Annotated in this window: 21 protein-coding genes; 5 read left to right on the top strand and 16 right to left on the bottom strand. The window is 40.5% G+C overall.

What is annotated here, in order from left to right; genetic code table 11:
• Positions 1-87 precede the first annotated feature (87 nt).
• The 9 genes from AQPE_RS18135 to AQPE_RS18095 all read right to left on the bottom strand — a co-directional run bounded on the left by AQPE_RS18135 (position 88) and on the right by AQPE_RS18095 (position 9,106).
• Entirely contained in the window at positions 88-672 is a 585-nt protein-coding gene (locus AQPE_RS18135) for a methyltransferase family protein (protein ID WP_318347907.1), read from the bottom strand.
• A complete protein-coding gene (locus tag AQPE_RS18130; RefSeq protein ID WP_318347906.1) occupies positions 672-2,000 on the bottom strand; it encodes an SO_0444 family Cu/Zn efflux transporter in 1,329 nt (442 codons plus the stop codon). The genes AQPE_RS18135 and AQPE_RS18130 overlap by 1 nt, the downstream gene beginning before the upstream one ends.
• Before the next feature lie 110 nt (positions 2,001-2,110).
• Positions 2,111-3,118, bottom strand: a complete 1,008-nt coding sequence (locus AQPE_RS18125; RefSeq protein WP_318347905.1) for an alkaline phosphatase family protein — start codon at positions 3,116-3,118, stop codon at positions 2,111-2,113.
• A 248-nt stretch (positions 3,119-3,366) separates the two neighbouring features.
• Positions 3,367-4,026: a tetratricopeptide repeat protein gene (locus AQPE_RS18120; protein WP_318347904.1), complete on the bottom strand. Its 660-nt coding sequence runs from the start codon at positions 4,024-4,026 to the stop codon at positions 3,367-3,369.
• A gap of 164 nt (positions 4,027-4,190) precedes the next feature.
• Positions 4,191-4,463, bottom strand: a complete 273-nt coding sequence (locus AQPE_RS18115) for a tetratricopeptide repeat protein (protein WP_318347903.1) — start codon at positions 4,461-4,463, stop codon at positions 4,191-4,193.
• Between the two features lie 22 nt (positions 4,464-4,485).
• Positions 4,486-6,654, bottom strand: coding sequence for a RelA/SpoT family protein (locus AQPE_RS18110; RefSeq protein WP_318347902.1), 2,169 nt, complete (start codon positions 6,652-6,654; stop codon positions 4,486-4,488).
• An 87-nt stretch (positions 6,655-6,741) separates the two neighbouring features.
• On the bottom strand, positions 6,742-7,254 hold the full coding sequence (locus tag AQPE_RS18105) for a ferritin (RefSeq protein ID WP_318347901.1): 513 nt from the start codon (positions 7,252-7,254) through the stop codon (positions 6,742-6,744).
• Between the two features lie 110 nt (positions 7,255-7,364).
• The gene (locus tag AQPE_RS18100; protein ID WP_318347900.1) at positions 7,365-7,949 is read right to left on the bottom strand and encodes a hypothetical protein; all 585 of its coding nucleotides are present in this window, start codon (positions 7,947-7,949) and stop codon (positions 7,365-7,367) included.
• Positions 7,950-8,002: 53 nt separating this feature from the next.
• Entirely contained in the window at positions 8,003-9,106 is a 1,104-nt protein-coding gene (locus AQPE_RS18095; RefSeq protein WP_318347899.1) for a DNA polymerase III subunit gamma/tau, read from the bottom strand.
• Between the two features lie 180 nt (positions 9,107-9,286).
• On the opposite strand from AQPE_RS18095, the gene AQPE_RS18090 reads away from it, so the two are divergent.
• Positions 9,287-9,823 carry a glutathione peroxidase gene (locus AQPE_RS18090; protein WP_318347898.1) on the top strand — a complete coding sequence of 179 codons (537 nt, stop codon included), beginning with the start codon at positions 9,287-9,289 and terminating at the stop codon, positions 9,821-9,823.
• A gap of 336 nt (positions 9,824-10,159) precedes the next feature.
• Here the strand turns inward: AQPE_RS18090 and AQPE_RS18085 are convergent, their stop codons facing one another.
• From AQPE_RS18085 to AQPE_RS18055, 7 genes are all read right to left on the bottom strand, one after another.
• Complete coding sequence (locus AQPE_RS18085; protein WP_318347897.1) at positions 10,160-10,597, bottom strand: tellurite resistance TerB family protein; 438 nt, start codon at positions 10,595-10,597, stop codon at positions 10,160-10,162.
• 160 nt (positions 10,598-10,757) lie between these two features.
• On the bottom strand, positions 10,758-11,057 hold the full coding sequence (locus AQPE_RS18080) for a hypothetical protein (protein ID WP_318347896.1): 300 nt from the start codon (positions 11,055-11,057) through the stop codon (positions 10,758-10,760).
• Between the two features lie 162 nt (positions 11,058-11,219).
• Positions 11,220-12,665: an MFS transporter gene (locus AQPE_RS18075; protein WP_318347895.1), complete on the bottom strand. Its 1,446-nt coding sequence runs from the start codon at positions 12,663-12,665 to the stop codon at positions 11,220-11,222.
• A gap of 37 nt (positions 12,666-12,702) precedes the next feature.
• Positions 12,703-13,374, bottom strand: a complete 672-nt coding sequence (locus tag AQPE_RS18070) for a bifunctional 4-hydroxy-2-oxoglutarate aldolase/2-dehydro-3-deoxy-phosphogluconate aldolase (RefSeq protein WP_318347894.1) — start codon at positions 13,372-13,374, stop codon at positions 12,703-12,705.
• Positions 13,375-13,582: 208 nt separating this feature from the next.
• Positions 13,583-14,614, bottom strand: a complete 1,032-nt coding sequence (locus AQPE_RS18065; RefSeq protein WP_318347893.1) for a sugar kinase — start codon at positions 14,612-14,614, stop codon at positions 13,583-13,585.
• A gap of 230 nt (positions 14,615-14,844) precedes the next feature.
• Complete coding sequence (gene uxaC, locus AQPE_RS18060; RefSeq protein WP_318347892.1) at positions 14,845-16,245, bottom strand: glucuronate isomerase; 1,401 nt, start codon at positions 16,243-16,245, stop codon at positions 14,845-14,847.
• A gap of 118 nt (positions 16,246-16,363) precedes the next feature.
• Positions 16,364-17,611: a tagaturonate epimerase family protein gene (locus tag AQPE_RS18055; protein WP_318347891.1), complete on the bottom strand. Its 1,248-nt coding sequence runs from the start codon at positions 17,609-17,611 to the stop codon at positions 16,364-16,366.
• Between the two features lie 205 nt (positions 17,612-17,816).
• Between AQPE_RS18055 and AQPE_RS18050 the strand changes: the two genes are divergently transcribed.
• The 4 genes from AQPE_RS18050 (at position 17,817) to AQPE_RS18035 (ending at position 22,331) form a co-directional block, all read left to right on the top strand.
• Positions 17,817-18,884 (top strand): LacI family DNA-binding transcriptional regulator, encoded by a 1,068-nt coding sequence (locus AQPE_RS18050; protein WP_318351330.1) that lies wholly within the window; start codon positions 17,817-17,819, stop codon positions 18,882-18,884.
• A 15-nt stretch (positions 18,885-18,899) separates the two neighbouring features.
• On the top strand, positions 18,900-19,751 hold the full coding sequence (locus tag AQPE_RS18045; protein ID WP_318347890.1) for an SDR family oxidoreductase: 852 nt from the start codon (positions 18,900-18,902) through the stop codon (positions 19,749-19,751).
• Positions 19,752-19,851: 100 nt separating this feature from the next.
• The gene (locus AQPE_RS18040) at positions 19,852-20,931 is read left to right on the top strand and encodes a sugar kinase (RefSeq protein ID WP_318347889.1); all 1,080 of its coding nucleotides are present in this window, start codon (positions 19,852-19,854) and stop codon (positions 20,929-20,931) included.
• Positions 20,932-21,041: 110 nt separating this feature from the next.
• Positions 21,042-22,331 carry a lactate racemase domain-containing protein gene (locus AQPE_RS18035; protein ID WP_318347888.1) on the top strand — a complete coding sequence of 430 codons (1,290 nt, stop codon included), beginning with the start codon at positions 21,042-21,044 and terminating at the stop codon, positions 22,329-22,331.
• The last annotated feature ends 2 nt before the right edge of the window (positions 22,332-22,333 follow it).

Genomic DNA, 22,333 nt, shown 5'->3' with positions numbered 1-22,333 from the left:
AGATTTTCACTAAAAGTAAACCTTTAGGAACTATAATCAAAACCTGATGAGATAATTTGAGAAGTTCAATAAAATTAAAAAGAAAGACTACATATACCTCGGAACTTTTACCTTGTATTTCAGGTATTCGTCGCCAAATTCACTATCCAGAAATTTTTCTTCTCCCAGAATAATAAAATGATGAACGACCATTCCGTAAAGCATAATCGCAAGCAATAAAAGGCTGGGCAGAAAAAGGAATGTCGCCGTATTCAGGAAAATAAAGCTGGCATACATTGGGTTTCGGCTAATCCTATAAATACCTCCGGTACGCAATTCGTGTTTTCCGGTCGGAAGTCCGATATGGGTAACAAGTCCCATTGACAGGTAAGCCGGAACGATGATCAGATTAGCAGGAATAAGAAGAACACAAGCCATCAGCTTTTGTACTTCAGGAGTAAAATCCTGAATCAGAAAAGGAACTGCCGAACGATATTCAGGAAAAACTGCAATGAATGCAAACAAAGCCCAAACGGCAAACAGCAAAAATTTTCCGGTATAAAAGAAGAACGGCTGAATAGTAGGTTTCCCCATTGCACTTTTACCGTTTCGTGCCAGAAAAGCTCCCAACACAAACGTCGCCAGAATGGGTAAACTAATCAAAATAGCTAATAAGTAATCAATCCAATTCATTATACTTCTCCTTTGTACTGATAGCCAAGATCAGTTACAATTCGTTCAATTTCAGGAAAATTAATTTTTGAACCTCTGATTTTTACCTGAGAAGTATTTTTATCGGCTACAACTTCTTCAATACCTTCCATTTTCGAAAGGTTGCGGTTTATACTGGCTTCGCAATGCGAGCAAGTCATACCTTCAACACGAATTGTTTTAAATGTTTCGAGTGTCATTTTTTTATTTTTTTGAATTCGTTCGATAAAATAACCTGCAATAATTGAAACTACCAAAACCAATGACGATGTAATTCCGATCCATTTTGGCAACATTTGGTGAGCTTCACCATGCGCCATCAAATGATTCATTTTACTAAGGAAGAAATCTGCGGGAATAAGCAAGTTGGTTAACATACCAAAGAAAACAGCGCCTCCCATTATCGATCCCAGATAAATAAAAAGAGATTTCTTCCCCATTGTTTTACCAAGAACAGTAATTGTAGCCACATTGGTTGCCGGACCAGCCATCATGAAAACCAATGCTGCTCCCGGCGAAACACCTTTCATTAAAAGCACTGCAGCAATTGGAATTGAGCCGGTGGCACAAACATATAATGGAATCGAAGCAGCCAAAACTACCAGTATTTCAATGAATCCATATCCTTGAAACATACTAAAAAAATCGTCAGGTAATAAAACCGAAATCAATGTTGCAGCCAAGAAACCGATAATCAACCATTTTGAAATATCCTGAAGCAGTTCGACAAAAGCGTAATTAGCAGCTTTAATCAACGAATGACCCTCCTCTTTAGGAGGCGTGTGGCAACCACAAGAATTATCGTCACATGCTGCTGAAGTTTTCTTTGAATTCGGAATATCCATTTTCAAACCAGCAAACATCGGATTGACAATTGGTTTGGGCGTGGGTTTTTCTTTTATGAGCAAATTTGTTAACGCGCCACCCATAATTCCTGTAGTGAATGCGACCAAAGGACGCAAAATAGCAAATGGCCATCCCAACATGGAATAGGTTGCAAATATAGAATCGACACCTGTTTGCGGTGTTGAAATCAGGAAAGAATTAGTAGCACCTTTGGAAGCTCCATTCTTGTAAAATGAAATAGCTGTTGGAATTACTCCACAAGAGCACAATGGAAGTGGGACACCAAGCAATGAGGCATTTACTGTTGATCGGAAGTCGGGTTTGCCCAAATATTTATCGATGTGTTTCTGTGGAAAATAAACTTTCAGTAATCCGGCAAAGACCAATCCAAAAAGCAACCATGGCGCCATTTCGTTAAATAAATAGGCCAATTCTGAAAAATATTTGATTACAAAATCCATCATGTCGTTCCTTTCGCTTTAATTCCCCATACCGTATTTCTTAATGAAATACCGTCAAAGGTAACACAAAATAATACATACAATTATCTGTATATATTAATTTTACATGAAGACTATCGTCGTTCAAACAATTCGGTCATCACTTTACCTTGAGAATTTGGAAGGGAAAAGCCGAGCAATTTGGAAACCGTTACCGGTAAATCAATTTGTTCTCTTGAAACATTTAACACTATGTTCTTTCGAAAATCAGGTCCGCAGGCAAACAAACTGATATGTCTGCAACCATCACATCCATCGCCATGTCCGGCAAATCCATCACCAACTCCATCTAAATGTCTCCCATGATCATTAGTTACAAACAAAGTTGTTGTGTTTTTGTAAGTGCTATTGGTTTGAAGAAACTGCCACAGACGGTAAACATATTCATCCGTTGTGCGGATTCCTTTGATATAATTAATCCAATTTCCGGTATGTGCGGAATAATCAGGATCGCGAAAATTAATTAATACCAGATTAGGATGATCTTCACTTAAAATTTTAAGCGCAATTTTTAAAGCAAGGCTATCTTCACGATAACCACTTCCAACGCCAAGTCCATCAATGCCACAATTTGCAGATGGAGTAAATTTACCCGTCCAATATGGTTTTTTACAGTCGGCCAATACAGCAAGTTTATCTTTACTCGCAATTACCCACGATTTTCGGTGATCATTATCATACATCTGGTTCCAATACTGAAAGAAAGAAGGATTGTCGGGTAATTCCTTTCCACTATTATCAATAGTTTGATAAATACCCGTTGTCAAACTGGTGTGTCCGGCCGAAGTATAAGTATCACCCAAATTGTAAAAATGCGTATTGACAACACCGTCTTTCGACAGAATTTTTACCATCCGAGGAATATATTGGTGAGTTAAGTCGCCCCACCCTTCTGAATATCTGAGGCCATCAACAACAACAACAATTACATTTTTGGTTTGATAGTCGCGGTCAACTTTTTTTGCCTGAAAATTAGTGTATTCATAATTCTGCACACAGGAGCTTATAATTCCTGAAAAGATGATCAAAAGCAGACAAAGCTTCGTAGCTCTAAGATTCCTGATTAGTTCGCGGAATATCATATAATCGCTGTTTATTGATCTGATTCAGTTTTCCCCAATATCATTCAGGAACATAAAATGCACCTGTGCGCTATCAGGATTCTCGCATGTGAGCTGAAAGAGATAAGTTTGATACTTTAAAAGAAACGAAATTGAATTCAATTTGTTCTCCAACCTTTAACTCATCCATTGAATTTAGAATCTAATCGGCATAAACAAAGCGAGGCTACCCTTGCAGGTAGCCTCGCTTTAATAATATCCTGAATAGATTATTTAAGAGCTTGTTCACAAGCGGCTTTAAGCTGCTTGGCTGGTCCGTTATTCGCATCATAGCTCAATGCTTTTTCAATTAATGGCATCGATTTTTCAAATTCGGCTTTAGCATCTTGAATTGCAGTTTTATAAGCATCGTCAGATGCCTTTAATTTGCCTGCAGTTACGTCAGCATTGGCTTTTGTGATAAGCTTACCACCTTTTGAATAAACAGCGGATGCTTCTCTGGCATAGTAATTAGCTAATCTGGCTTTTAATGTTGCATTATTCGGATCAACCTCGTAAGCTGACTCGAGAGATTTCAAATTACCTTCCATATCCTTCATCGCAGTATATACATCGGCTTTAAACATATAGGCAGTTGATTTTTTGTAATTCATCGAAATCGCCTGATCGAAATATTTCAAAGATTTCTCGTAATTTTTCGCTTTTAATGCACAATATCCCATGTTGATAATCATCGCAGAATCGGCAATTGGTTGGTCTCCCCATTTTGCCATTGCTTTTTCATAAGCATCTAGTGCTTTGGGATAATCCTTACTTCTTATTGCTGCATTACCCTCGTTTTTAAAATCTGCAAACGACTTCTCAACCTCCTGCGCGTTTACAGCCAACGCGACAACAAACAAAACAAAAACAAACAAAATACGCTTCATAATCCAAATTTTTAAGTTATTATATTTAGTTAAATTAATTCTTGTAAATCATTAATAGAATTCAAAAATAGTATTTACAGCGGATAAACCTAATTTTTTAACAACTTTTAGAGAATTAAAAGCGAATTAAAAGCGATAAAAACATTATGTAATCAATAAGAAAGTTATGGATTAAACATATCTGGAGTAAAATATCCCAGTATATTTTGAGCCATCTGAAAGCCTGATTTTGCCTCCGGATTATTCGGTTCAAGTTCTAAAACCGATAAAAAATCATTCATGGCGTCGCCCCACTTTTGCATTTTATAATGGACACGGGCACGAAGCTGAAGTGCAGAAATGTCGGTCGGATCCAACCGGATTTGCTCATTTAATATTTCCAATGATCGAGACAATTCATTCTGATCAACCAATTGTTTTAATTCCGTTATATCCATTCCTTTTCCCATTTTCTATTTGCTAGTCGGCACGTGAAACCGAAAATACACCATTAATGCTGCGTAGTTTATTCATCAAAAAATCCAGATGTTCCAGTCCATTGACAAATACCCTTAAAGTTCCATTGAAATCGCCATTGCTGTTTTCGATATTTATTGACCGCATCTGCACACCAATATCTTTCGAAATAACGTGCGAGATTTGGGCAACAATTCCAATTTCATCGGTTCCGGCAATTCGAATAGTTGCCTGAAACGAGGTTTTCTTTTTGGTGTCCTGCCATTTCGCCTTGATTACGCGATAAGGATACCGTTCAATCATTTGACGCGCATTGGGACAACTTTCGCGGTGAATTTTAATTCCTTCTGAAATGGTCACAAAACCAAAAATATCGTCACCAAAAATTGGATTACAGCAGGGAGCCAGCTTATAAATTACATTCTTAATGTTGTTATCAATAATCAAATAATCGTCGCCACCCGAAAATTCAAGCTCCTGAACCTTATCCTTTGGCAATATTTCAGTAATCAACTGTTTGGCCGATTCTTCCTTCTTATCGACCAGAATATCTTTTATTTCAAGGGTATCGATTTTCCCGATCGAAACATTGTAATACAAATCCTGAGCAAGCTTAAACTTATAATGTTTCAGAAGCTTACGAATACTGTCATCGTTGTATTCAATTTTCCAGTTTTTTACTTTCCGCAGTAGTATTTCCTTCCCATTCTCAGCTTCCCGCTTAACTTCCTCGTTTAAACTAGCTTTGATGCGATTTTTGGCTTTCGTAGTCACCACAAAATCAAGCCAATCCATTTTTGGACGCTGATGGTTTGCAGTATCAACCGAAATCTGGTCGCCATTGTGCAGCTTATGACGGAGCGTAACATTCTTTCCGTTAACCTTGCCACCGATACAACGATCGCCAACCTTGGAATGAACCTCATAGGCGAAATCGAGCAAAGTGGCTCCCGCCGAAAGTTTTCGCAAATCACCTTTGGGTGTAAAAACGAAAATTTCGTCAGCATAAACGTTCATCTTGAAATCGTCGATGAAATCAACCATATTCAGATCCGGATTTTCCAAAATTTCGCGAACATTCGCTAACCAAGTTTCCATTTCAGAAGTTCCGGAACCTCCTTTGTATTTCCAGTGAGCAGCCAATCCCTTTTCAGCGATTTCGTCCATTCTACGGGTACGGATCTGAATTTCGACCCATTTACCGTGAGGCCCGAGAACAGTGGCATGTAACGACTCGTAACCATTCGATTTTGGAATCGTTATCCAATCACGCATCCGTTTCGGGTTCGACTGATATTCTTCGGTAACAATGGAATAAACCTGCCAGCAATCCGATTTTTCGTTAGCCAACTCAGCATTCAGAATAACACGGATGGCAAATAAATCCATGACTTCATCGAATTCGACCTTCTGCACCTGCATTTTGCGCCAAATGGAATTGATTGATTTGGTGCGGGCTTTCATATCGAAAGAAAATCCGCGTGCATTCAGTTTTTCTTCGATCGGCTTTACAAATTCAGCTACGAAGTTCGCCCGTTCACGATCGGTTTCCTGCAATCGAAGCGAAACCGCGTTGTAGGCTTCCGGATTTTGATATTTCAGGCATAAATCCAATAATTCGGAATTGATGTAATACAAGCCCAGACGATGTGCCAGCGGAGCGTACAAAAATGAAGTTTCAACAGATATTTTTATTCTGACTGATTCCGGATGAACATCCAGATGCCTCATAACCTGCAACCGATCAGCAATTTTAACGAGTATTACGCGAACATCACCAGCCATGGCAAGCATTAGCTTACGGTAGTTTTCCGAATGCAATTCAACCGTATCGGTACCCATGGCATTGATTTTTGCCATTCCTTCCAGGATTGTAGTTACCGAACGGCCAAACCTTGGTTCAACCAATTGTGTTGTTGATTCCTGATAATAAACATTATGCAGTAATGCCGCAATTGTTGAGTCGACACCGAGTCCAATCTCCTGAACCACCACTTTGGCTACCTCAATGGAGTGAATAACAATACTCTCACCCGAATCCCAGCATTGATCGCCAAACACCTCACATACCATCGAATGGGCATCTTGAATCTTGGCATGTTCCTTCTCCGGAATACTCGTCTTGCATATTTCGATAAAGCCCGCGAATGCTTTTTCAATTGCTTCCTTCATATTATATTACCATTTTGAATTGTAACGAATATCGAACAAAAAAGGCTACCGTATGGCAGCCTTTTCACAAATATATTTTGAAAAAATTTAAACTGCCGCATTTGGATCAACAAAAACACGCTGTCCTAATTCACGATCCATCATAAAAATACCATTACCCTGACCATTGATGAGCTTTAGTGTTGCCAGAATTTTTTCCACATTAGCTTCTTCCTCAACCTGCTCATCGACAAACCACTTAAAAAAGCTCTGCGAGGCGTGGTCGCTGGCCGCAATAGCTACATTCATCAAATTATTAATTAAACCAGTAACATGATTTTCGTGAGCCAAGGTCTTTTCGTAAACATCAACAATGCCGTCAAAATCAACCGGTACCTGATCTATTGCTTTCAAAACAACTCTTCCTCCGCGGTCTGTTACATAGTTAAAGAATTTTAAGGCATGCGCAGCTTCTTCCTGATATTGCACTTTCATCCAGTTGGCAAAACCTGAAAGCCCCATATTCTCGAAATAAGCAGCCATCGACAAATACATAAATGCAGAATAGGATTCAGCATTAATCTGTTCATTCAGCGCATCTAAAACTTCCTTCTTAATCATAGCCTTTGGTTTTTCAATTTTGAATAAAAGTACAAAAAATTAAATTCTCTCCCACCCGATTCTGAAATACGAATACAATAAAATGTTAAATATTCAGAAAGAGTTAACAATCAAGCATTAAAATCGAGGTTGAACTTTTGCTTTAATTCAAATAATTCAGGATTCTTTTGCATGAGTATTTGTAACTTCTCCGAATCGTTGAAGTGAGTACGTTCCGATTCAATCTTTTCAATACTCGTCGCCAATTCAATTCCTGAATTCCGGAGTTCTTTTCGTAGAAAATTAATTAACTCTGGTTTAATTTGCCTGACATCCTCTTCCTGAACCGAGTTCCCGATTTTAAGCAATAGCTTATTGCCGTTAGTCAATTCCGGAACATTCGAAAGTGTTGAGACTAAATTTGGACGATCGGAGATGAGGCCAAGAAATTCGGCCCATTTTGCAGTCAGTTGTTCCGAAGTGAATTGTTCACTGAAATTTTCATATTCGTTGTAGTCCGTCTGCGCAATTTCATCGATAATACTTTTCTCGGTTACCTTACCGGCAAGGGCATCTTTGATTGAAGGTGTAAATGAACTACCCACCCTGCGAATAGTTTTTACAGCCGACGGTTTTTCTATAGGTTCCAGATTGCCAACCGTTGGTGAAACCTGAGTTTGCGGCGATGGGCCTGCTGTCGCAGACTGCTGTACCAACTGTTCTCCCCCGCTAAATAGTGGAAGAAGCGACTGATCGTCAGTATCGTCAGCTATTTTTTTTTTAAGGTCAGTTGCGCTATTTTTATGGTAGCCAGTTCAACCAACAACCGTTTATTCTGACTGGCTTTGTATTGAAGGTCGCATTCGTTGGCAATCTGCAAAGCGCCAATCAAAAAATCGTTGTCGCAGCGGGTTGCCTGAACTTTATACTTTTCCCTGATTTCTCCACCTACTTCAAGCAACTGAATGGTTACCGGATCTTTGGATACCATCACGTCGCGGAAATGCGAACTCAGACCAGTAATGAAATGGTGACCATCAAACCCGTGATCGAGAATCTCGTTGAAAAGCAGCAAACTTCCGGAAATATCATTGGCAAGGAACAAATCGACTATCCGGAAATAATAATCGTAATCAAGCACATTCAGGTTCGAAATGACATCTTTATAGGTAATGTTCCGTCCCGAAAAACTTACGATCTGATCGAAAATCGACAGGGCATCTCTCATCGCTCCATCAGCCTTTTGAGCAATCACATTTAAGGCCTCGCTTTCAACCGAAACACTTTCGCTGGTAGCTACATGTTTCAAGTGGCTTGATATATCGCCAATTTTGATCCGGTTAAAATCGAAAATCTGGCAACGCGATAAAATGGTTGGAATAATTTTATGCTTTTCGGTGGTTGCCAAAATAAAAATGGCATGGCGAGGCGGTTCTTCGAGAGTCTTCAGGAACGCATTAAACGCAGCCTGCGACAGCATGTGAACCTCATCGATGATATAAATGCTGTAATGCCCAATCTGTGGCGGAATGCGAACCTGATCAGTCAGGTTACGAATATCGTCAACCGAGTTGTTCGATGCGGCATCCAACTCATGAATGTTGTATGAACGACTTCCGTTGAAAGCCAGACATGATTCGCATTCGTTGCAAGGTTCAATATCAGCAGTCAGGTTTTGGCAATTAATTGTCTTTGCAAAAATACGTGCACAAGTTGTTTTTCCAACGCCACGCGGACCGCAAAACAAATAGGCATGAGCAAGCTGACTGTTTTTAATCGCATTCTTCAAGGTTGAAGTAATCGAGGCCTGCCCTACAACTGTCTGAAACGTATCGGGTCTGTATTTTCGTGCTGAAACAATAAAATTCTCCATAAAACATACTGAATTGAACGACCAAATATACTAATTCTGATCAATCGGCAAAGTCAAAACTTATCAACAGAATCAGGAATAAAAAGTCAGAATCAAGGTCAAAATATTAATTCATACAGAGTAACAAACTTTTGATGGGCTGAATTGTTTCATCCTCAGTATATATTAAAATATTTAATCATGAAAAAACTCACTTTAGTTTTTGGTTTAATCATATTGACAACCGTTGTTTTCAGTCAGCAATCGTTCTACGATTTTAAGGTAAAAGATATTGATGGAAAGGACTTTGATCTTTCGAGCCTGAAGGGTAAAAAAGTATTGGTTGTAAATACCGCTTCGAAATGTGGATTTACGCCACAGTACAAGCAACTCCAATCGTTGTTCGAAACTTATGGTGGCGATAAATTCACGATTATCGGTTTTCCGGCTAACAATTTTATGAGTCAGGAACCCGGAACCAACAAGGAAATTGCTGAATTCTGTGAAAAAAATTACGGTGTAACTTTCAAAATGATGTCGAAGATTTCAGTAAAAGGAGCCGACATGAATCCATTGTACAAATGGCTTACCAGCAAAAGTGAAAACGGAGTGATGGATTCGGATGTAAAATGGAACTTTCAGAAATATCTGATTGATGAGAATGGTAAACTGGTGAATGTATATTACTCGAAAACATTACCTGATGATGAGCAAATTGTAAGCTGGATTAAAAAATAGCATTTATTGAATTGGTGGATTGATTTTGCGGCGACTTTCGAAAGAAGGTCGCTTTTTTATTCCCGCATTTAGGTGGGAATTTAAAAATGCACACTATGTAAAGGATCTTTAAACAATCTGAAATATTGAAAAATACAATTCGCATTTGGCAAAAAGCATTTGAAAAAAACAAGAATATCTGGTTGCATACCTAAAACGTCAAGACTGAGTCCACTTTATAAAAACGAACGGTCATCAGGTATAAATCTGATGACCGCAAGAGTTTTAACTTCCGCAGAAGGATATTGACGTTAATCATTTGTTTGATTGACTGACAAAATATTATATCCGTTTCTTTTATTTGACCATCCTTCGCTTTTTATACAACTCAAAAAGATCTTCTTCGTCATCCCCATTTTTTATTCCGCTAATCAGCAGAGCCAAAAGAACAGGTATTTCTTGTTCTGTAAACCCCGATTTTAAAGCAATTCCTGTTGCCAGACGCATTTCATTATTGTCAACCTTACCGTCGGCAAAAACCATTTTAACAACATCAAAAAGTTGCCCAAATCGCTTTTCTAATTCATATGGCGGAATATATGCCGACTTTATGCTGGCCTCAAGCAAATCATCGACTTCAGTAGCAGTTAGCCCCAATTTACTGCCAAAGCGATGTAACATTTCCAATTCCGAAGTTTCTATTTTCCCGTCAGCCATTGCAATCTGTATAAGGTGGCCAAAATGCTCTTTGTCTTGCTTTCGGCTTGGATGGTCAAAGTGTTCTAAAAAATTCATACTAATATTTTTAAGTTTTACCTATTTGAAAAAATTGATGTGATCTGTTTAATTATCCTGCGCAGAACGCCCTCTATCAAGAATCGCAAATAAAGTTTAAACAGATTTTTTACTGGTAAGGAAACTTTTGTTACCAGTTCTAATTTAGTTGAAGATAAAATCAGAAATTCTGGGGCGGTTGCCAGAATGTGAAGTTATATGAAGTGTAAAAAGGAAATACCTCAGTATAAATACGCTCTTTAGTTATTGAAATACAATTGCAGGACACATAATTATCGATAAAACTCCCGTCTTCCTGGTCATCAAATTCCGGCGCCAAATCTTCGCTGGGAGACCGTCTTTCATCCTGATTTTCGACCACAACAAGCTGCTCTCCTGATAAGGAAACTGAATCTCCAAATCCCAGAGAAAATGTTAGAAAAAACACGATTAATAAACTTATCTTCTTAAATATCTTCATTCAGACGTAATGATAATAAAAAACGTTGGACTCTATGTTTCTATTGCCAATTCAAACAATTATTACTTGTAAAGGTTGTTGATTCAAACGTTAATAAAAGTAAAGAAGCAGGCCAAATGACCTGCTTCTTTACTTGAAAAATCGAATCTCTAAAAAATTCTATTATAAATCTGTAATCGGTTTATACTTCGGCACCAATGATTTCATAACAGTCCAGCCAATCAGGTAAGCCACAGCACAAAAAATGAATACCATGAAATAACCAGCAGGTTTTCCTTCAAATCCAAGGAAAGTCATTTTGGTTTCGCCGGCATAAACGAATAGAGCTCCGGCCGATTTTTGCAGAATCATAGATCCTACTCCACCTGCCATTCCACCAATTCCGATGATTGTTGCAATGGCATGTTTTGGGAACATATCGCCAACCGTTGTGAATATATTTGCCGACCACGACTGATGAGCCGCACATCCGAAACCTATCAGGATAATTGGAAACCAAGGCGAAAAGGTTCCTAAAGGTTGAGCCAACAAAACCAAAAGTGGAATAAATGCAAAAATAAACATGGCTTTCATGCGAGCGGCATATGGGTTCAGTCCGGTTTTTTTGATAATGATTGAAGGTAGTTTTCCACCATAAATTGAAAGTGTGGCAAGGGCGTATAAGGTGAAAATAAGAGCTGCACCTAATCCGTCAGATGTTTTAATTCCAAACTGCATATTCAGATACGATGGAGTCCAAAACAGAAAGAACCACCAAACGCCATCGGTCATAAACTTACCAAATGCAAATGCCCAGGTTTGTTTATACTTGAAACAATCGATAAACGAAACTTTCTTTTCCTGAACAGCAGAGGCTTGCATTTCCAACTCATCTTTCGATTCCCTGTCGGATAAAATATAATTTAGCTCGGCACTGTTTACGAATTTATTTTGTTCCGGTTTTTTATACAAGAATACCCAAAAACCCATCCAAAGAAATCCCAAAGCACCAATCACGACGAAGGACATTTCCCAACCATAAGCAGCAGCCAAAAAAGGAATTGAAAGCGGAGCAATTAGCGCACCGACAGAAGCACCGGCATTGAAAATACTGGTAGCATAAGCACGGTCTTTTTTAGGAAAATATTCAGCAGTAACCTTAATGGCAGCAGGAAAGTTTCCAGCCTCTCCAATAGCCAAAATAATACGTGCAACAATAAAGGCATACATACTGACTGTGGAAATAAGTACTGCAACATCACCAACAGCCTGTGCCAATTCAGCCGCAGAATGTAAGCCTACCCAACTTTCAGTAACTACACCACAAAGAGCGTGCATACAAGCACCTACCGACCACACTCCGATTGCCCACAAAAATCCTCTTTTAGTTCCCAGCCAGTCTACAAAACTTCCGGCAAACAACATTGAAACGGCATAAACAATTGAAAAAATGGAAGTAATCGTTCCGTAATGATTTTCATTCCAATGAAATTCGGGCATAATAAACTCATCCCAGGTTAGGGACAAGACCTGACGATCAAGATAATTAATAGTTGTGGCCACAAACAAGAGGGCAACTATTGTCCATCGGTAGTTCGTCATCTTCGCAAGGCTATTGGTCGATTGCATAATTTAGTTTTAGAGTTTAGTATTGGTTTATATTTAGTTATGATCTGAGCTTTTTAATGATCTCTAATGCCTGACTGCATTTTTCGGCAATAACGCTGTAGTCTCCGGCTTCGATCACTTCTTTCGGGAACAATTGTGATCCCATACCAACGCAATGAACTCCGGCTTTGAACCAGCCTTTCAGGTTAGCTTCATCCGGAGAAACGCCTCCGGTTGGCATAATACTGGCCCAAGGCATCGGGCCTTTCACTCCTGAAATAAAATCAGGACCACCAACCGATGAACCCGGGAATACTTTTACCACTTCGGCACCCAATTCGTGTGCACGGTTAATCTCTGTAACCGAACCGCAACCTGGGCTCCATGCAATTTTACGACGATTGCAGAATCGAGCTGTATCTTCGTCGATCAGTGGAGAAACAATGAAATTAGAGCCCAACTGAATATACAATGCAGCTGTTGCACTATCGATTACCGAACCAACTCCCAGAATCATTTCAGGAGTTTCTTTCGCTGCCCATTTCGATACTTCAGCAAATACCTCGTGAGCAAAATCTCCTCGGTTAGTGAATTCGAAAACACGAACGCCACCTTCGTAACAAGCTTTGACAACCTGCTTGCAAACATTGGCATCTCTATGGTAAAATACCGGAACCATGCCGGTTTCCTGCATTTTTATTGTTACTTCAATTCTTGTAAACCTTGCCATAATAAAGCCCCCTCTAACTCCCCCGAAGGGGGAGAACTGGTGGGACAACCAGAATTTAAATTTATACTCTTGTTTATTATATTTGGTAATTGTGTATTGTTTATTCAATATTGGATATTTGTCAATTTCCAATATTGAATTTTCAAGAAACAAATTCCATGTCAGAGAACTTTTTACTTCCCTCCTTTCGAGGGGTTGGGGGAGGCTCCTATCTTGCTACCCGACCCGAAGCATCGCCACCCATGAGTTTTTCAACTTCATCAACAGTTACCTGGTTGTAGTCGCCGTAAATGGTATGTTTCAGACACGATGCTGCAACTGCAAAGTTCAGGGCTTTCTGATCATCACCGGTATAAGTCAGCAACCCGTAAATCAAACCACCCATAAATGAATCGCCACCACCAACACGGTCAACAATATCTGTAATCTGATAAGTCGGAGCTTCAAACAAAGTTTTTCCGTCCCAAAGCACACCCGACCAACTGTTATGGTTGGCATTAATTGATCCACGCAAAGTAGTAATTACTTTTTTACAACGCGGAAATTTCGCCATAATCTGTTTTGAAACAGATTCATAAGCTACAGCCTCAACATGACCACCAGTTACATCAACGCCTTCAGGTTTAATACCCAATACTTTTTCGGCATCTTCTTCATTGCCCAAAATCACATCGGTTCCGGCAACCAGCGCAGGCATCACTTCGCCAGCTTTTTTGCCGTAGTTCCATAAATTCTTGCGGTAATTCAAATCGCATGAAACGGTAATTCCCTTTTCGTTGGCTTTCTGAATGGCTTCCAGACAAACATCGGCAGCGCCCTGAGAAATTGCCGGGGTAATTCCAGTCCAGTGAAACCAGTTTACTCCTTCAAAAACCTTGTTCCAGTCAATCATTCCTGATTTTATTTCAGAAACTGCGGAATGTGCACGGTCGTAAACCACTTTACTACCGCGGCTTACAGCGCCTGTTTCCAGAAAATAGATACCCAAACGATCGCCACCATAAACGATCTGATCTACTCCGACTCCGTATTTCCGCAGATCCATTACACAACTCTGTGCAATATCATTTTTGGGCAACCTGGTCACAAAATCGACCGGAATACCAAAATTGGCAAGCGAAACGGCCACATTGGCCTCACCACCACCAAAAGTGGCTGTTAAACTATCAGTTTGATTAAAACGCAAATAACCAGGAGTTGCAAGTCGCAACATGATTTCTCCGAATGTAACTACTTTCATCTTAATTATTTTAAAGCCCCCTCCAAACCTCCCCCAAAAGGGGAGGCTTAAAAAAGCTAAGTTATATCCATTTACTATTTATCCAGAACCTCCGTTCGGAACGTTTTTAAGTCCCCTCCCTGAGGAGGGGATTTAGGGGAGGCTCTTTATGCAATCGATTGCAAATCTACTATTTTTATCAAATTCACCAAGTTCTGTTCGTACCAAAAGGCGGGAAAAACAACTTATTCTTAAAAATTGAAATAGTTTTTCGCGTTGTTGAAACTGATATTTTCAACCATCTGTCCTAGTAATTCCATATCATTCGGAATTTCACCGTTCTCCACGTCGTTACCTAAAATATTGCAAAGAGTACGGCGGAAATACTCGTGACGAGTATAAGACAGAAAACTTCTGGAATCGGTTAACATTCCTACGAAACGGCTCAATAAACCGAGATTCGATAACGCATTTATTTGTTTTTCCATTCCGTCCTTCTGATCTAAAAACCACCATCCGGAACCATATTGCATTTTACCGGGAACGCTTCCATCCTGAAAATTTCCAATCATGGTCGCATACAATTCATTATCAGCCGGATTGAGGTTGTACAAAATAGTTTCGCACAATTTATCTTCCATATCCAGACGGTTCAGTAATTTAGACAAAGGTTCGGCAACCGGTTTATCGCCAATCGAATCGAAACCAGTATCAGGACCTAACTGATTGAACAATCGGGTATTGTTGTTACGAAGCGCTCCAATATGAAATTGCTGTGACCAACCGCGAGAATGATCCATCACACCAAACTCATACAACATGCATGATTTGAATTTCAAAATTTCTTCGGAAGTCAAGTGATTCCCGGCACGAACTTTGGTGAAAATGGCGCGGATTTCTTTGGACGAATAATCTTCAGCGAAAGCAGTGTCCAAACCATGATCAGACAAGCGGCAACCATTATCGTGGAAATACTGATGACGTTTATCCAGTGCAGTAATTAAGTCGGCAAACGAACTGATATCCATTTCTGCTGCCGCTGCCAACTGAAAAATGTATGCGTTATAAACTGTCGGATCGTCAACCATCATGGCTTTATCGGGACGCCATGCCGGAAGTACGGCGACTTCAAATCCTGAAGCCTTAATTTGCTGGTGATACTGTAAATTGTCAATCGGATCGTCAGTAGTACAAATCGTATGAACATTGGCCATCCGGATAATATTGCGGCAACTGTATGCCGGAGTATTCAGCTTTTCATTACAGGCGTCAAAAATCTGACGGGCATTTTTTGGACTTAAAACTTCGTTGATTCCGAAGAATTTCTTCAGCTCAAGGTGAGTCCAGTGATACAGTGGATTGCGCAAAGTTTGAGGAACAGTTTCAGCCCATTTTTCAAATTTCTCCCAATCGGAAGCATCGCCGGTACAAAAACGCTCATCAACGCCATTGGTGCGCATTCCGCGCCATTTGTAATGGTCGCCAGCCAACCAGATTTCAGTAATTGATTTGAACATCCGATCGTCAGCAATATCTTTTGGATTAATATGACAGTGGTAGTCGAAAATCGGCATTTTAGCCGCATGTTCATGATATAATTTCTGCGCAGTTTCGGTATGCAGCAGAAAATTTTCGTCCATAAATGGTTTCATGTGGTTTGTATTTTGGATATTTTTTTTTAATGAGAAGTGCCTAAAGTGAACAAGAGTGCCTAGAGTTCGGAGTTTTAAAACTTTAGGCACTCCGAATTTTAGGCACTCCGAACTTCTTCTATAAATTGAAAAGTCTCTTTAAATGTCTTTCGTAAATATTTTCTTCAACGCACTGGCCAACCACTTCAGCATGTTTTTTCAGAAGATCGGTATAAGTTGTTCCCATTTCAGAAGCAACTTTGTAGCCTACATGAATCAACTGACGAAGATTTGGATTGTAATCAGGATGACCCGGAATATGACGCAAAGTATTGGCAAATTTTTCGCTCGACCAGCCAGCAACTTCCGCAGCCGAAGGTAATTTCGAATCATCAATATCAATGACATCGGCATAAGGAGCGCACAATTCGTCTTTGCGGCCCAGCGCTATGGAGTATATCGATTTGGCGGCTTCCAGAGCTTCGCCACCAGCGACTGCAAGTCCGATTACTTCTTCGAGCCAGGTTGTTCCGGCGGTTTTCACATGAATGCCTTTATCGTATTTTTTAATGATGCTGGCCATGATCGGATAAATCGTGAATTTATCGCTTCCGGAGTGTACGCTCAGTTTTAATTCTTCAGGAAGTCCGAATTCTTTCACCGCATAATCAATTACCAGAACGTCTTCTTCAAATTCTTTGGCAAATTGCTCAACGTTTCCGGTGTAATCAACTCCCTTATTGAAACGGCCTGTAAATTTAGGGGCAATGGTTTGTGCCGGAACACCTTTATCGGCCAACATTTTCAGGATAAAGAACAAATCAACCGGTGTTTGTGGGCTTTCAACTTCGTCCATCGAAACTTCAGTAATGAAATTGCCTTTCCCTTTTGACGATTCTAAAAAATTATAGATTTCGCTGGCCTGTTGGGTTGCAGCTAAAAATTTGTGTGCTATTTTTTCAATCAATTCTTTTGAAACTTCAATCGCATGGTCAATTCCTGGAATATTCAGTTTCCCAACATATTTCGAACACGAAGCAACAAATGCTTTCACATCGGCTTCCGGACTTTCTTTCCCAATAAACGATGCCACGTCGAGGGTAAAAAAGTCAGCAGTTTCAACAAACGGAGAAACCGTTCCCATATTAATATGGTCTGCATCTACAAAATATTTTCCGGAGAAACCCAAAGCAGCAACTGCCGCGTCAGCTTCTTTCCGAACATCAGCCGGATGCGAATGCACATACATGTGCTCGCGGTTCGACTTGTTCCAAACCGGACTAATGTCCAAACCTGCCTGATTGGCTTTTACAATTCCGCGAAGCTGAGCAACTCCCTGGTGAGAGAAGCGGTCGCCAATTCCTAAACTATATTTTCCTAGTTTCATATGATATTAATTTACTGAGACATAAATAAAACAACGAAGATTCCGTGTACGAACACGAAAGTATGGACAATATCTCTAATCTGCAACCGTGACAAACTAAAAATAGCAAAAAATGTTTTAAAATAGTTTTTCCGTGTTCGTACACGACATCAAAGAAAATTTATATAGCTTTGTTCCTGCTCAACAAATTGAACCTTAAAACTGAATCATTATCAAAGCAATTAATCGCACCCGAATTAAGGATATTGCACAGAAAGCAAACGTTTCAATCGGAACAGTTGACCGTGTAATTCACAACCGCGGAGAAGTTTCGAAAGCCACCCGCGATAAAATCCTTACGATTATTGATGAGATGGAGTATCAACCCAATCTACTGGCAAGTACGCTGGCCTCAAAGAAAACGTTTTCCTTTGCCCTGCTCATGCCTGAACCCATCTCCTCGGAATCGTACTGGAATAAACCCTTGATCGGTGTAAGGAAAGCCTTTGAGGAAATTCATCAATATGGTGTAAATATTTCCACACACCTCTTCAAACAATCTGATCCAAAAACTTTTAATACCGAAACTAAGTTAATCCTTGAAAATAATCCGGAAGGAGTTGTGCTTGCGCCATTCTTTCTTCGGGAATCGAAAGAGTTCATTGAAGAATTGATGAAACGGAACATTCCGTATGTATTTATAGATTCGAACCTCAATGAATGTTGCAAACTAAGTTTTATTGGTCAGAATTCGTTTCAGTCTGGCACTTTAGCAGCCAAATTGCTCGATTATTCTGTTCCGGCTGAAGCTTCAATCCTGATTTTGCATTTCGCAAAACAATTGGATAATATGAACCATTTAGTGCAACGCGAAAAGGGATTTTATGAATATTTCAGCAAAAACAGGCCTGAATCCAAAAGGAAGCTGATTACCCGGGAAATTGCTGATCCGACTAGCGAAGAATCACAAAATGTGATTAAAACTCTGTTACAAACGAATCCTGAAATTTTGGGAATTTTTGTAACTAACTCGCAGGTTTATTACCTGGCCAACATTCTTGAAGAACTTAACCTGACCAATATTCGGGTGATCGGTCACGATTTAATTAACGAAAACATCAGCTTCCTGAAGAAAGGAATTGTTGATTTTCTGATCTGCCAGCGACCGGAAGAACAAGGTTACAACGCGATTATCACTCTTTTTGAACATCTGATTTTGAAGAAAGAGGTTAAAAGCGAAAACTATACTTCCATCGATATTATTACCAAAGAAAATGTGGACTATTATAAATAACTAAACGATAAGTATATGAATCCAATCAGTTTTAACGACCTTAGTGGTAAAGTATGTGTAATTACAGGTGGTGCTGGCGTTATCGGTGCAGCAATGGTTAAAGCAATGGCCTCTGTGGGCGTAAAAATTGCGATTGCCGACATCAATAAAGAAGTTGCTGAAAGAGTTGCAGCCGAAATTTCGAAAGAATATAATGCTGAAGTTATTGGCGTTGAAGCCAATGTGTTGGACAAAGATTCGTTAATAAAAGCCAAAGCAGTAATCAACGAAAAGTTTGGAGACATTGATATGCTGATTAATGGAGCCGGTGGAAACCACCCAACCGCAACCACAAAGGTGGAACAAATGGACGAAAACAGCCTCGATCACCTGGAAGATACGTTCTATGGTTTATCGATGGACGGTTTTGATAAAGTATTTGCCTTGAATTTCAAAGGAACTTTGCTACCATCGATGGTATTTACAACCGATATGCTGAAGAATAAAAAAGGTGTAGTTCTGAACGTTTCGTCGATGAACTCGTACAAACCGTTGACTAAAATTCCTGCTTATTCGGCTGCAAAAGCGTCAATCAACAATTTTACTGAATGGCTTTCCGTTCATTTGGCAAAAGTTGGTGTTCGCGTCAATGCAATTGCCCCGGGCTTTTTCATTACTGATCAGAATCGCTTTTTAGTTTTGGACAAGGAAACCGGCGGTTTTTCTCCACGCGGCCAGAAAATTGTAAACAACACGCCAATGGGCAAATTTGGTGAGCCGGAAGATTTACAAGGAACTACGTTATTCCTTCTTTCCGACATTTCCTCTTTTGTTACCGGAATCGTAATCCCGGTCGACGGCGGATACAGCGCATTTGGAGGAGTTTAAACGGGATGCGAGTTGCGAGACTCGGGTTGTGGGTTTTCCTGATACCTGAAGCTTGATACTTGTGTCTAAAATCTATTGTCTAATATCTAATATCTCGAATATGAGCATCGAATTAAAACAAAACTGTAAATATTCCCTGTTGGTGGCAACCAGCATGGGTGTTCGCATTACACCGGTAAACGGACAGCCGGTACACTGTAGCAACCTCTTCGAAATGCAGGCCACCAGCGCCGAAACCAATGTTGCAAATATCTCTTCTTCACTCGGTCTTCCGGTAAAAGTGCTTACCACTTTTGTAAAGGACAGCCCGATAGCTCAATTCATAAAAAGCAGCCTCCGCAGCCGGAACATGGATTACGAAGGTCCTGAAGTGGTACAAGCCGACCCTTGGGGTTATCGTCACCAGTTCAACATTGCCGATAGTGGTTTCGGAACCCGCGGCCCTCGCGTACAAAACGACCGTGCCGGTGAGGTTGGCCGCACATTGAACGTGAAAGATTTTGATCTGGAACGCATTTTCGGTCAGGAAGGCGTGCAGATTGTTCACCTTTCAGGATTGATTGGCGCCTTATCTCACGAAACAACAACTTTCTGTCTGGAAATTGCCCGTGCAGCAAAAAAATATGGAACGCGCATTTCATTCGACCTGAATTACCGCGCTTCGTTCTGGAAAGGACGCGACAAAGAATTGCGCGAAAGCTTTACTGAAATTGCTTCAGTGGCTGACATCCTGATTGGAAACGAAGAAGATTTTCAACTTTGTTTGGGCATTCAGGGTCCGGAAGCTGGCGGTAAAGGTATTGAAGCCGAAATCGACGGATTCAAAGGCATGATTAACCGCGTAAAAGAAGCTTTCCCGAATGCATCGGTATTTGCAACTACTTTGCGTCAGGTAATGAGCGCCAACGAACATCTTTGGGGCGCCATTATGCTCGAAGGCAACGACTGGCAAGTCATCGAACCACGTAAGATCACTGTTCTCGACCGTATTGGCGGCGGCGACGGTTTTGTGGGTGGTTTGCTTTATGGTATCCTGAAAGGTTGGACACCTGAAAAATGGCCGCAATTTGGTTGGGCAACCGGCGCCCTGGCAACGACTTTCCTCACCGACTATGCACAACCTGCTGATGAAGAAATGGTTTGGAGCATCTGGGGCGGAAATGCTCGCGTGAAAAGATAAATGAATCCCCCTGAATCCCCCTAAGGGGGACTTGAAGGAGCATTAAATTATGAAAACTCATTAATAACGGACAAAATCCCTCCCCTTTGGGGAGGTTAGGAGGGGCTGATATGTTACATTACGAAATAGGTTCAGTAAACCACGAATTAAGTGCCGACGACCTGAAAAAAGGGCTGTTTGAAGCATTGGAGAAAATTGGCAAAAAAACGAAAGTACTGGCTATTCCGCCGGATTATACCCGTTTGCCCAGTCGTGCCGGTGAGCTGACCGAAATGACCTGGCAGTTTTATGGCGATGCATTAACTGATGTTCTTCCTGCATTGGGAACACATTCGCCAATGACCGACCACCAGATTTCGCATATGTTCGGTTCCATGCCAGCTTCATTGATTCGCGAACACGACTGGCGGAATGACGTGGTTACCGTTGGCACTGTTCCTGCAGAATTCGTCAAAGAAGTTTCGGGCGGAGCTGTTGAATTTCCGTGGCCTGCACAAGTCAATAAACTTTTGCTTGAAGGCAACTTCGATCTGATTCTTTCTATCGGACAAGTGGTTCCTCACGAAGTGGTTGGAATGGCCAATTACAACAAAAATATTTTTGTCGGAACAGGCGGTGTGGAAGGTATCAACAAAAGTCATTTTGTAGGCGCAGCTTACGGAATGGAGCGAATGATGGGACATGCCGACACTCCGGTTCGCCGCATCTTCAACTATGCTTCGGATAATTTCACCAACCACATGCCGATTGTTTATGTACAAACCGTAGTTGGACTGGATAAAACTGACGGTAAGATCAAAACCCGCGGATTGTATATTGGCGATGACTTTGAAGTTTTCGACAAAGCAGCCAAACTAGCCCTGCTCGTCAACTTCGAAATGTTGGACAAACCGCTGAAAAAAGTGGTGGTTTACCTCGATCCTACCGAGTTTAAAAGCACATGGCTGGGTAACAAATCGGTTTACCGCACCCGCATGGCCATTGACGATGACGGCGATCTGATCGTTTTAGCTCCTGCATTAAAAGAGTTCGGCGAAGACAAGGAAATCGACCGGTTGATACGCAAATACGGTTATTTCGGGACTCCGGCGACCTTGAAAGCCTGCGACGAAAATGAAGAGCTTCGCAACAACCTGAGTGCCGCGGCTCACCTGATTCATGGTTCTTCGGAAGGACGGTTCAGCATTACATACTGCCCGGGAAAAGGGAAAGAAAATCTGACTCAGGCTGAAATAGAAAGTGTTGGTTTCAAATATTCTGATATCGACGAAGTGACTACCAAATATGATCCAGCCAAATTGCGCGATGGATATAACACAATGGCTGATGGAGAAGAAATCTTCTACATTTCAAATCCTGCATTGGGTTTATGGGCATTTAAAGACAGATTCAAATACTAAAA

Origin of the sequence: Aquipluma nitroreducens (assembly GCF_009689585.1) — a bacterium.
Taxonomy (GTDB): domain Bacteria; phylum Bacteroidota; class Bacteroidia; order Bacteroidales; family Prolixibacteraceae; genus Aquipluma; species Aquipluma nitroreducens.
Note: the sequence above shows the minus strand (reverse complement) of the source record. Positions and strands in the feature narration are given on the sequence as shown.

Coding starts and splice junctions, on each gene's coding strand:
- AQPE_RS18115 (WP_318347903.1), bottom strand. CDS start 4,463: ATGGATATAACGGAATTAAAACAATTGGTTGATCAGAATGAATTGTCT.
- AQPE_RS18070 (WP_318347894.1), bottom strand. CDS start 13,374: ATGGCAAGGTTTACAAGAATTGAAGTAACAATAAAAATGCAGGAAACC.
- AQPE_RS18135 (WP_318347907.1), bottom strand. CDS start 672: ATGAATTGGATTGATTACTTATTAGCTATTTTGATTAGTTTACCCATT.
- AQPE_RS18035 (WP_318347888.1), top strand. CDS start 21,042: ATGTTACATTACGAAATAGGTTCAGTAAACCACGAATTAAGTGCCGAC.
- AQPE_RS18055 (WP_318347891.1), bottom strand. CDS start 17,611: ATGAAACTAGGAAAATATAGTTTAGGAATTGGCGACCGCTTCTCTCAC.
- AQPE_RS18075 (WP_318347895.1), bottom strand. CDS start 12,665: ATGCAATCGACCAATAGCCTTGCGAAGATGACGAACTACCGATGGACA.
- AQPE_RS18120 (WP_318347904.1), bottom strand. CDS start 4,026: ATGAAGCGTATTTTGTTTGTTTTTGTTTTGTTTGTTGTCGCGTTGGCT.
- AQPE_RS18110 (WP_318347902.1), bottom strand. CDS start 6,654: ATGAAGGAAGCAATTGAAAAAGCATTCGCGGGCTTTATCGAAATATGC.
- uxaC (WP_318347892.1), bottom strand. CDS start 16,245: ATGAAACCATTTATGGACGAAAATTTTCTGCTGCATACCGAAACTGCG.
- AQPE_RS18095 (WP_318347899.1), bottom strand. CDS start 9,106: ATGGAGAATTTTATTGTTTCAGCACGAAAATACAGACCCGATACGTTT.
- AQPE_RS18125 (WP_318347905.1), bottom strand. CDS start 3,118: ATGATATTCCGCGAACTAATCAGGAATCTTAGAGCTACGAAGCTTTGT.
- AQPE_RS18130 (WP_318347906.1), bottom strand. CDS start 2,000: ATGATGGATTTTGTAATCAAATATTTTTCAGAATTGGCCTATTTATTT.
- AQPE_RS18080 (WP_318347896.1), bottom strand. CDS start 11,057: ATGAAGATATTTAAGAAGATAAGTTTATTAATCGTGTTTTTTCTAACA.
- AQPE_RS18085 (WP_318347897.1), bottom strand. CDS start 10,597: ATGAATTTTTTAGAACACTTTGACCATCCAAGCCGAAAGCAAGACAAA.
- AQPE_RS18040 (WP_318347889.1), top strand. CDS start 19,852: ATGAGCATCGAATTAAAACAAAACTGTAAATATTCCCTGTTGGTGGCA.
- AQPE_RS18105 (WP_318347901.1), bottom strand. CDS start 7,254: ATGATTAAGAAGGAAGTTTTAGATGCGCTGAATGAACAGATTAATGCT.
- AQPE_RS18045 (WP_318347890.1), top strand. CDS start 18,900: ATGAATCCAATCAGTTTTAACGACCTTAGTGGTAAAGTATGTGTAATT.
- AQPE_RS18065 (WP_318347893.1), bottom strand. CDS start 14,614: ATGAAAGTAGTTACATTCGGAGAAATCATGTTGCGACTTGCAACTCCT.
- AQPE_RS18090 (WP_318347898.1), top strand. CDS start 9,287: ATGAAAAAACTCACTTTAGTTTTTGGTTTAATCATATTGACAACCGTT.